Raw genomic sequence first — 9,936 nt, 5'->3', positions numbered from 1 at the left:
GGCCGATCCCTTTAAAGAGATCGTGAAACTCGCCTATCCCATGTGCCGCGAGAAGGTGGGAGCGGAACGACGCTTACATTACACCCTACCGTAAGCGCGACCTACCGGCCTACAAGCCGTGCGGTCAGCCGGCGGTGCGTCGCCGTGATTGCCTTCAATGGCGCAAGATCTGGGCGATGAGCGAGATGACGCGAGGTGACCACGCTTGTGCTGCCATCCACTGCGAAAGCGCACTGCCGTCCACCGCTTCGGACGAGCCGTGAACTGCAGCGCAAATAAAATCTGGCAAGCCTGGCGCCACAGCCTTGCCTCGTATCGGCTAAGCCGGTCAAGCGGACATGTGGGCAGCTCGGTCAGCCCGACGAAGGAGCAGGTCAGATCATCCTTGTGGCCTGCTTCGTGGGATGATGCCGCGCTGATATCGCGATCGCTACCGAAGCTGGCGCTAGGCTTCTCCTTCTGAGCCAGCCTGGTTGGGGCAGCGGAACGACAAAGATCGTCGATGATTGTTTGCCGCCGGCGATGCCCTTGCTGGCTCCGACGAAACTGCAGCAGCTCCTGTGCCTGCATCCTGAACAATCCGCTCTCAATGGCGGTGGCGCGGCGCAACCGCCACAACAGGCTGGCCAACCGCAACACCAGTTCGCGCTCGACCGCCGAGGTCGCTTCAAAGTCAGCGGTGATGGCCAGTTCAAAGCCGGGCATAATCCTCAGCATCTTCCAGCGCGTCAATGACAGTCTCGGCCGTTAGCCCATGGCGAATGGCATTGCGTCGTGAGCGCTGCTTGCCTTCCGGTGTTACCGGGCCAGTGCTGAGTTCCGCATTGCGCCGATTGGCCTCAATCTGCCGCGGAGACGTCATGGTGTGGGCGGCGGCATCAGGGTGAGACGCGCTCTCATCCTGATTGTCGCGCCATAATGGTGGCTCCCCTCGATCAATTGGCGTCGTTTCGTAATTCAAGGTTTCGCCGAGGCTTACAGGCCGGTTCGGTCCGCTGCCAGAGACGGGATGGTCACGGTTTTTTCCGAGCTCTGCTGGGGCGGGAGCATGGGTCCTGTCCCAGAGCGCCTTGGCGATGGGCAGGGGGGCATTGCCGGTCTTTTGCCACCAGGCGCGCTCATGCCCGCGCCGGTGCAGATCGCGGTGGTGCAGCCGGCAAAGCGGTACGGTGAAGCGGTCGGCTACCTTTCGGCCCGCCGTCCAGTTGTCCGCGAACTTGATGTGGTGGGCGTCGCAGGGGCAACGACCGCAGACCAGACAGGACTGGGTCGCGACGAACTTCAAATGAGTCCGGTCTCGGTCGCGCACCGGCTTGCTTAACATCATGATCGCGTCAGCAGGTCTCTGCTGCGTATGAGTCAAATCGCAAGAGACTTTCTCCTGCGGTTCGTCCACCTTGTTGGGCTCGCCAAGGCTGACGAGCCGCGCAGCAAAGGCAGCTTCGAGCACCAACGCATCGGACTTCGTGAGCCGCTTCTTGCGCGGCAAGGCGCCTTGCGCCCATGCCGTTAGCACCGTGACTTCGTCCGGTTTTGCAAGTTCATCGATAAGCGCCTTAAACAAGGCGAACATAATCAACCTTGTCATTGAATTCGGCGGTCTCAACGCACCACCGCCTTTTCGTTTTCGCTCGTTTGCAGCGGAATTGCGTTATCTAAAGCGCCAGCCGTTTGACCAACCGGTAAAGTGGCCGAAGCCGGCCGCTGTGGCTTCGATGCCTTCGGACGAGATGGAGTGCACCGCGGAGGCGGTGCGGAGGCTCATACCGGAATTGCGCAAATTAAATCGGTATGAGCTCCGAGCATGCGCGGCCAAGGATAACGCGTCACGCGCGGTATCCTTGAAAATGTCCGGTAAAGCCGAAAACCGTGGCACAGGTGTCCCGGCTGCGTCGTCGGCGCCGACTCCGACGAATCACGGTGCTGCAGCATCGTCCGGGCCAGCCAGGCCAGCGGCCACAACGTAGATTCGATCTAGGTATTAATTAACCTAAAGATTTAGCCAATTTTTGCAAGTAAGAATCAAACGAATAATTGAAAACTTATGGCTGATTGTTCGGCGGCCTTTCGATGAACCGCCTCGAGGTTGTTGGCGATCACCGGGTTGCCCGGGTTGAGCGACGGCCCTCTCGAGTTCGCCAGGTCTGCGCTCAACCTCCAGGGCCGGCTTCCGACTGCAGCAGTTGCCGCCCGACACGCTTCCGTCGTTCACTAAGGTCACGACGCCGGCTCACTCCTTTTGATTCTATATTGATATGGGCAAAAACGCGTGCCCCCCGCGGCGGAACAATTAAGGCAACCTAAACGTTTTTAACGTAAGCCAGACCAAGCTTTTCTTGACCTACTGGCATTCGCCTCATGAATCGTCTTTTCAGGTTGCAATTCCTCGGACCGTTGGCGCTCTTTGTCGCCACGCTTTGCGCCGAATTGGCTGCGCGTGCTCTTCAATATGCCCCCAGCTCCGAACTTCTCTGGTTCATCAACCTCAGAATGTTTGGGATCTTTCAGCGAAGCGACGCACTCTTGAGCTACATCGTCACGATTGACGGTTTTCAGTTGTTCGGAATCGCGCTTCCGATCTTCCTGCTGGCCTGCTACGGGTTGCTGGCCAAATCGAGGCTTCCCTTTACTGTCGCCACCCATTTGAGCGCCGCCTATGCGGGCTTCTTGGTCATTTCTTGGCAGGCTTTCGTACCCACCGTCACGCAGGCATCGCTACTTCCCGTGGCGGTCCCGGCCGGTGCCGGTCTGTACGTGATGGCGACCATTTTGGGGACTTGCCTTCTCTCCTTTGCGATCACGCACCTTCTCTATATCCTTCATGTGCGAAGGGAAATAAGCGCTTTGATAAGTTGGTTGCGTACTATCTCGTCTCGTCCAACGACCGCGTGACGTCGTCTAGCCGCGCGTACAAAATTTCGGAGCTACGCTATGGCCGCGCTCGCGGTCGGCAACTAAAGGCGGGGCTCTGGCAAAATGTAAGCGCTCTTAACCGCGCGCCGCTCCGCCGAACTGCGGGAGCACCGGTTAAGCCGGCTAGCAGCCTGCCCGCCAGGCTGTTCGTGACTATCGAGAAGTATACCGCCGATCAGGAATCCCGCTTGAACGGACAGCAGGGGCCTACCCGGTGCGCAAAATCCTGTTCAACCGCGCGAAGCTTATTTCTCAAGTTGGGATATTTGCGCACGCAAGCAGAGCGCAGAGGGGCGGCGGACCGCTAGGGCCGAGTGCGGGACGATTGATCGTGCTTTTTGTCGCGCTTCAGGTCCATGCGATCGATGCGTTCATCGATCAGTCGATTCAGTTTCTCGTCCCGCAGCGTATCCCTCCTGAACAGCCTGCCATGCAGGTGATAGGCAAGCAGAAGCAGGATTACTGCAGCTCCCGTGAGATAGTAGGACCAGTCCATACTCAGAACCGCGCCTAGCAGCTTCGATTTCCGCAATGGGCGAAGCTTAGGATCGGCTCAGCCACTTGTCCAATGCTATCCTCTGTGGTTTCGAAACCCGCAGGCCGCCAATTGAGGCAGACTCTAGACAGGGAAAAAGGGCCCTCATGCGGCCGAGTGGCCTCGCTGCGCGTGTTCCGCTTGGATCGTAAGCCGAGTTCGATCAGCTTGGATCAATCGAAAACTTCAATCAGGCAGTCGCAGGTCGGGATACTGGCGCCTTAACAGCCGCGGCCAAAGTTTGTTCTTGAAGACCGGTGCCATCGAACTGCGGTTGCTGATAAGGGCGGCAACACCTTTTGATTTGCATCCTAGGCGACGGTCATTGCCGCCCCACCTTGAAGCCCCGTCAACGCCCTGAATTCTGGCCGCATGCGTCCAGCTTCTCGACACTCGCGGCAGCGTCCGCGTCCCGGCGAAGCTAGACTGTGGGTGGATACTCAGTCCGAATGACAGGCAAGACGCCGCGGATGGTCCACCCCGATCTCACGCGGCCGCCGGAATAGGCGCTCCGTCAGGTCGCCTTCGCAGCGCTTGATGATCGTTACATAATCGCAGGTTTCATTCCTGCGCGGCTCGCGCATGTTTGGATTTTGGTCCGGGCAAGGCTTCTCGAAGCCCATATAACTTTTCGCAGGTGCTGGAGACGCCGACAAAGGTGGTGGTCCGTTTGGGTTATCCTCGGCCGAGCCGGGGACAACAAACAGGAAGTAAACGGCCAGAAACGACGCCAATCCAAGAAACTTCATGAAGAATCCCCGGTGCGAAATACCTAAAACATATCATTATGATCAGGAGGCGAGCAACGCCGTCGGACTAGTTGTGATCGCCATTGTTGTTCCGGACGTTCTAGGAAGAACAGGAAGCGGCCGATCAGGCCCGACCGCGAATGGCGCCGCTGCGGCGACTGGGGTCCACTTCTCGACCAGTCGGCCGTGCTGGCCCGTCGTCTTGGATGCTTGCCCAGGCTCGTTTCCCCGCCCACAGGCGAACCCGCAACCGGTTGCGCCGGCATGCGGCTCCGGCAGTGACCGGCGACGCCCGCCCGCCGGGCATGAACGATAAGGCCCCCCGGGGATCCGCAAATCAGCCAGCAACCTGAATGTAAACCGTGCCGACAACTGAGCCCATTTTTCAATTGAGGACGAAGGCTGGCGTCAGCGGCAAATACCATGCTGTGCGAGTCGATCGGGGAGCCTCGTAATGAACTGCGTCTGTCAAAACCAACCGAGGTCGGGGCTTGATCCGAGAGGATTCGTCGGTCTTTGGCTCTGTTTCGCGTTCGCGAAACCGTGAAGAGACTTCGTTTCGCCCGCGCGAGCACGAAACAAAGACCTCGGATTGAAACCACTTTCCGGCAACCGCTAAGTCACGGCAAAACAGTGGCCGACGTAATATTAGAGTGTTCTAACTCGGAGAGCCAGCAATGCGGTCTCACCAAACTTTAGTCGCGCCTGTCATCATCTTGTGCTGCTCGGCTTTGAGCATCGCCACTCTTGTGATGGTCGGGGCGTGGTGAGTTCGTTGGCGAAACGTACATGCGTGAAGAATTTACGTCTCTTGCCTGCTCGGCTCCGGTCTGCTTGCACTGATTATTGTGGATTAGAGCGCGACGGGACGCACGCAGTAGGCCTAGTCAACGCACTGCCGGACCCAGTAACCACCGCTCACCCGTATCCATTGGCATGGACTAGGAGGAGGCTCTTTCACGATCGGCCAGCCGTGAATGTCGATATTTGTCGGTGCGGTTATGCCGCGCCAAAACACCGCATTCGCATCAGAGGAACGGAAAAGCAAGGCCGCCGCAAAGCAGGTCACGGCAACGCCGACCAGGAGCACTCGATGCATTGGTTCTATCCCCGGAGTAATATGTGATCTTCCCCCGAAAAAATGGACAGGGTTAAGCTGCTTTTAGCTCCATCTCGATCGGGCTGATATAGCCGATGGCGGAGTGAAGACGCTTTCGATTGTAGAAGCCCTCGATGTAAGCAAAGATATCACGTCTGGCTTCCTCACGTGTTTCATAATGCTGGTGATGGACGAGTTCTGTTTTGAGCGTGTGGAAGAAACTCTCCATCGGCGCGTTATCATAGCAATCGGCCTTGCGGCTCATCGAGGCCCGAAAACCGGCGGACTGCATCATCTTGCGATACTCCGCCGAAGCATATTGAACGCCACGATCTGAATGGTGGATCAAGCCAGCGCCAGGCCGCTGTGTCGCAATGGCCATCGCTAGGCGCCGCCATTGGCAGTTCGGCGCGCAAATGATCCGCCATCGCCCAGCCGACGATTTTGCGGCTGTAGAGATCCATCAGCGTGGCCAGATAGAGCCAGCCCTGATCGGTCTCGACGTAGGTGATGTCGGCGAGCCAGATCTGGTTCGGCGCGGCGGCGATGAAGTTGCGCTCGAGAAGATTCGGGGCGATCGGGAAATCGTGACGGCTGTCGGTGGTCCGCATCCGGCGTGGCTTCGCCATGATGGCCCTGATGCCGTGGCGGCGCATCAATCGCTCGATGCGACCGCGGCTGGCCCCGCGGCCCTGAGCCTTCAACTCGGCATGGACGCGCGGGCTGCCATAGCGGCCATTGGTGCCGCGGTGAACCCGCCTGATGTCGTCGACGAGCTCACGATTGGCGGCGGATCGCTGGCTCTCCGGGCGCGAGCGCCAGACATAATAGCCGGCCGGCGAGACACCGAGCACGCCGCACATGATCGTCACCGGATAGTCGGCGCGGCGATCTTCGATGAAGCGAAATCTCATTTCGGAACTCCAGCAAAGATCGCAATGGACTTTTTTAAAATATCGCGCTCCATGCGCAGCCGCTCGTTCTCCCGCTGCAAACGCGCGATCTCCGCCGCGTGGTCCGCCGACGGCAGCGTCGCCTGCGTTGTGGGGCGCCGCGTCGCCGCCGTCGGCTCTAGCCGGGCCCCTCGCTGCTCCACCCACCGCCGCAGCACGGAATCGCGCAGGCCAAGCTCCCTGGCAACAGATCCGATCGAGCGCCCGCTCGACGCTACGAGATCAACCGCTTGCCGCTTGTAGTCATCCGTAAACGACCGACGCTGACGTCCTTCCATCCGACACCTCCTGGCTCTTCGAGCCTACTACAGGTGTCCATCAATTCGGAGGAGGTTCAATGCCCCAATGCTACGCCGAGTCCGCGGTCGAGCCAAGAGGTTCCCACGGGCTTCGAAGGCGAGGGGTACGGTCAAAAGCGCTATGGCGTTGGTGACGTGATCTCTTTTTAAGGGGCGCACGCCGAATGGCAGTCGCGGGCTATGTGAAGAAGGTCGCGTTCCAACCATCCGTTCCCGTTCGGCATCGCCATTCGCGCGGTCAACAAGCTCAAGTCCTCGATCCGCGGAAGGGTGCGGCGCAAGTGGTCATGCTTCGTCTGATCTGACTAGGCTGGGCGCCGGAGCTCGGGTAAATTCACAGTTAGTTCAGGAAATCACCATCGTGCTGCGAAGCGCCGCTTCAATTGCTTTTTGGCGATGCGTCTCAAGCAGCCTGTTGTGCAACAGGCGATAGCGTTGACGCGCCCGCAAACGCAAGTGAGGTTACAATCGTCGAGATTTATCGTCTCGGGCTGCCCATCCTGGGCGAAACGCCCATCCTTCCGTGACCCCGATGGCGGCGATCAACGAAAAACCAGCCGCCGTATGTTGAGTCCCACGTCGGATCGGTTGCATAGGCGAGAGCAGCTTGCTCGCGCTGAAGCCTAAGTCGCTCGTTCTCCGCTTCGATTTGCTGCTCCTCGATCGCGCGCTGTTTTTCTAGCTGTGCTCTCTCAAGGGCGCGCTCGTTTCGTGCACGCAGCTCGGCATCGTCGAGGACCTCACCGCTAGGTCCATAGATATGCTCAACATCCCCGGTGATGACCCGCACTTGCTGGGCAACCGAGGGCGATGCGGCGGCTAGACAGGTCGCAATGAAGATTGCTCGCGGCAAGAGAAATACCCTTGTTGCGTCTTGAGTGAGCCGTTCCTTGGTCATAGTGCATCTCCGAAATCGCGTTGGCCTCCTAGGAGACCGCGATTACATGGCCATCTATCAACGCCACTCCTGGAGCGGGCTTCAACCTTATAATTTCGATCAGCACGATAACGGCAAGCATGCCCGCAATAAAACTGAGGACAGCAATTGCCCAAACTGACCGGTCCATTGAAATCCCTTAATTGAAAGACGATCAATGTACCGCACCCTAGGCGCGCAGGAAAGTGTCCGCGACAGGGCGGGATCCGTCGAACCGTGGGCTGGAGGTTTGTTAGTCGTTCTTTCTGCGCTTCATATTCAGGCGATCGATGCGTTCTTCGATCAATCGATTCAGTTTCGCGTCCCGCCGCATTTCCCTCCTGTAGATCCTTTTGAGGATGCAAGAGTCATCAGCGAGATGCTTTCGCCGGCTTGGCGGCCAGCACCATGTTGTACGGGTTGCCGAACACAAAGGCCTTCGAAGTACGCCAAATGATCCGTTCCAATTCCACGAATGTGCGCATCTTTAGCCGGTACTTCCACAACAGCATGTGTTGAATGAAGTTCCAGGTGAGGCCCCAAGCCCAGAATGGTAGCCGCCGGTAACGGATCGGGTCAAAGCCGAGTCGGCGCATCTTGTAGACCAGGAGATTGGCGCCGACGAAATTGTAGCGCCAATTCTCGAAGAAGGCGGTGACGCTCAGGTAATCCTCCTTACGGCAACAATGATCCAGCGACCCCGGTGAGCGGATTAACAGACGTCCTCCCGGCTTGAGCATCCGCCAGCACTGCGCCAGCCAAGCGTCCAAGTCCTTGGTGTAGCCTATCGATTCGAGCGCGTAGATGGCATCAAAACTTTCACTCGGGAGATCGAGGCTGTCGAAATCCGTGACGATCACCTGTCCACGCCCACCAAGTTTCGCGAATTTTCGCCTACAGATCTCTGCTTGCGCGGGTGAATTGGTCACGCACACAATTTCGATATTGCGGCGGCTGGCGAGATATTCGGCCGCGGCGCCGGATCCGCACCCGAGATCCAGCAGCCGCATCCCGTCCTTCAGTTTCAGAAGAACGTAGTCGGCTTCGTAGGGGCGCGTGAATGCCGCTCGGGGGAACACGCATGTGCTATAGTTCGCTTGTTCGTCGCGATACGTGCCGAACACGTCGTCATATGTACGCTTCTCGTCATCGTGCTTGAGAAAGTCGTTTGGCTGCGGTGTCCACTCGACCAACTGGCGCTGCTCGAACTGATTAAGCTGGTGGCCGATCTTGCTCGCGTCCTTCGGTCGAGTCACCAACAGAAAGAGTACATAATGAAGGAAGTTGTATGCGACGAATAGCGCGACGATGATCGCCGTTAGCAACTGAAATATCAGAATGATGTCCAAGCTTGCACCTTAGCCGCTGAAACCTTCTCAAAGCACTTGGCATTCTCACCTCTGAAAATGCAACGCCGAAGCAGAATTGCGCGTTGTTCCAATGGCCGCTGCTTCGGGCCGGTGACGCCTTCGATGCCGTTCGACGTCGTCGCCGGATTGGCGAAGCCATCGGCCGCGTGCGCGGCGGTGGCCGCGCGAAATTAGCAGAGTCACTCCACGAGCGCACCTGCTGGCGGCGCATCGGGTGGGAGTTCTGATGCAAGCATCCTAGCGTTGAAAGTTGTCCGATTGTGCACGCCTTCACTGAATTCCTACGGGACAGTGATGCGGCAAGGGTAATTCCTCGTCCCTCACCCGACGGTCAAAACTACCCAGGATACGGACGCGGCAAAGAGTGCTTGCGAACTGATGCCGAGCCGCCAACCAAGCCTCCGCTTCGTGTGGGCCCATCTATGAAAACGTTGCAAGGTCGTCAGGGGCTGCTTCGGAACCAACCTGTGCACGACCTGTAGGGGATCTGGCATCATGCCTGCGAGGGCGCCGAGCACGATCACTCCAATCGTTGCCGGCGTCGCGAAAAGCCAAATTGCTATTAATAGACCCGCGCAAGCGTCGCAGCCGATAAGAGCCAAATCGAGGAAAAGCTTCCGATCCGGCAGCAGGCGGCGATTGTTAGCGCGGGACTTTGACGTGATCGCTCGAAGTGGATAATCCCAATGCGGGATCGCATCGATCGCAAAGTGGCTTGCGAAGGCCGCAACCGCAACGAGGACCGGGTGCGACGGGAACAGGCAAGCGATGGCGCCGCCGACAACTGCGTGGGTGCTTAAGATCATATCGCCTCGGCTCGTCTGGCCGCACGGTCGGTGCAGCGATCTCCCTTGCTCCATCGTTTCGCATTCAGCCGAGTTCGTCCAGCCGGTTCTGCTCAGCCCGCGCGAGTGCCTTCGCAAGTTGCTTGGTTGTGGCACTGTCGACGATGGCGATGGACCTTAACGATAGCTCCAATTGGGCCGCGCGCTCTAGGGGATTTCTCGGGCCGAAGGCTAATTTGATGCGCGTTCCAGCCGATCGTGATCACCGATTCCAGGCCATCGTGATCACCCATTCCAGAGCATCGTGATCACCATTT

The 9,936-nt window shown here is 58.3% G+C and carries 8 protein-coding genes and 1 pseudogene; 2 read left to right on the top strand and 7 right to left on the bottom strand.

What is annotated here, in order from left to right; genetic code table 11:
- Window positions 1-78: 78 nt before the first annotated feature.
- Window positions 79-732, bottom strand: a complete 654-nt coding sequence (locus Q2941_RS48785; RefSeq protein ID WP_458197140.1) for a hypothetical protein — start codon at window positions 730-732, stop codon at window positions 79-81.
- Window positions 692-1,588, bottom strand: coding sequence for a DUF968 domain-containing protein (locus tag Q2941_RS48780; protein ID WP_458197139.1), 897 nt, complete (start codon window positions 1,586-1,588; stop codon window positions 692-694). Before Q2941_RS48780 ends, Q2941_RS48785 begins: the two co-directional genes overlap by 41 nt.
- 770 nt (window positions 1,589-2,358) lie before the next feature.
- Here Q2941_RS48780 and Q2941_RS48775 point away from each other — a divergent pair.
- On the top strand, window positions 2,359-2,892 hold the full coding sequence (locus Q2941_RS48775; protein ID WP_458197138.1) for a hypothetical protein: 534 nt from the start codon (window positions 2,359-2,361) through the stop codon (window positions 2,890-2,892).
- Window positions 2,893-3,127: 235 nt separating this feature from the next.
- Entirely contained in the window at window positions 3,128-3,427 is a 300-nt protein-coding gene (locus Q2941_RS48770; RefSeq protein WP_458197137.1) for a hypothetical protein, read from the top strand.
- A gap of 461 nt (window positions 3,428-3,888) precedes the next feature.
- On the opposite strand, the gene Q2941_RS48765 is transcribed toward Q2941_RS48770, so the two are convergent.
- From Q2941_RS48765 to Q2941_RS48745, 5 genes and pseudogenes are all read right to left on the bottom strand, one after another.
- Window positions 3,889-4,197 carry a hypothetical protein gene (locus Q2941_RS48765; RefSeq protein ID WP_458197136.1) on the bottom strand — a complete coding sequence of 103 codons (309 nt, stop codon included), beginning with the start codon at window positions 4,195-4,197 and terminating at the stop codon, window positions 3,889-3,891.
- Window positions 4,198-5,348: 1,151 nt separating this feature from the next.
- Window positions 5,349-6,527 (bottom strand): annotated as a pseudogene (locus tag Q2941_RS48760) (IS3 family transposase).
- 499 nt (window positions 6,528-7,026) lie between these two features.
- Window positions 7,027-7,446 carry an MreC domain-containing protein gene (locus Q2941_RS48755; RefSeq protein ID WP_458197135.1) on the bottom strand — a complete coding sequence of 140 codons (420 nt, stop codon included), beginning with the start codon at window positions 7,444-7,446 and terminating at the stop codon, window positions 7,027-7,029.
- Window positions 7,447-7,835: 389 nt separating this feature from the next.
- Window positions 7,836-8,813, bottom strand: a complete 978-nt coding sequence (locus tag Q2941_RS48750; protein ID WP_458197134.1) for an SAM-dependent methyltransferase — start codon at window positions 8,811-8,813, stop codon at window positions 7,836-7,838.
- A gap of 341 nt (window positions 8,814-9,154) precedes the next feature.
- Entirely contained in the window at window positions 9,155-9,640 is a 486-nt protein-coding gene (locus Q2941_RS48745) for a hypothetical protein (RefSeq protein WP_458197133.1), read from the bottom strand.
- Window positions 9,641-9,936: the final 296 nt, after the last annotated feature.

This window comes from Bradyrhizobium sp. UFLA05-153 (assembly GCF_054185185.1).
Note: the sequence above shows the minus strand (reverse complement) of the source record. Positions and strands in the feature narration are given on the sequence as shown.

Bases quoted from the DNA above. Each gene is read 5' to 3' on its own strand.
- Q2941_RS48745 (WP_458197133.1), bottom strand. From the start codon at position 9,640: ATGATCTTAAGCACCCACGCAGTTGTCGGCGGCGCCATCGCTTGCCTG.
- Q2941_RS48755 (WP_458197135.1), bottom strand. From the start codon at position 7,446: ATGACCAAGGAACGGCTCACTCAAGACGCAACAAGGGTATTTCTCTTG.
- Q2941_RS48765 (WP_458197136.1), bottom strand. From the start codon at position 4,197: ATGAAGTTTCTTGGATTGGCGTCGTTTCTGGCCGTTTACTTCCTGTTT.
- Q2941_RS48775 (WP_458197138.1), top strand. From the start codon at position 2,359: ATGAATCGTCTTTTCAGGTTGCAATTCCTCGGACCGTTGGCGCTCTTT.
- Q2941_RS48780 (WP_458197139.1), bottom strand. From the start codon at position 1,588: ATGACAAGGTTGATTATGTTCGCCTTGTTTAAGGCGCTTATCGATGAA.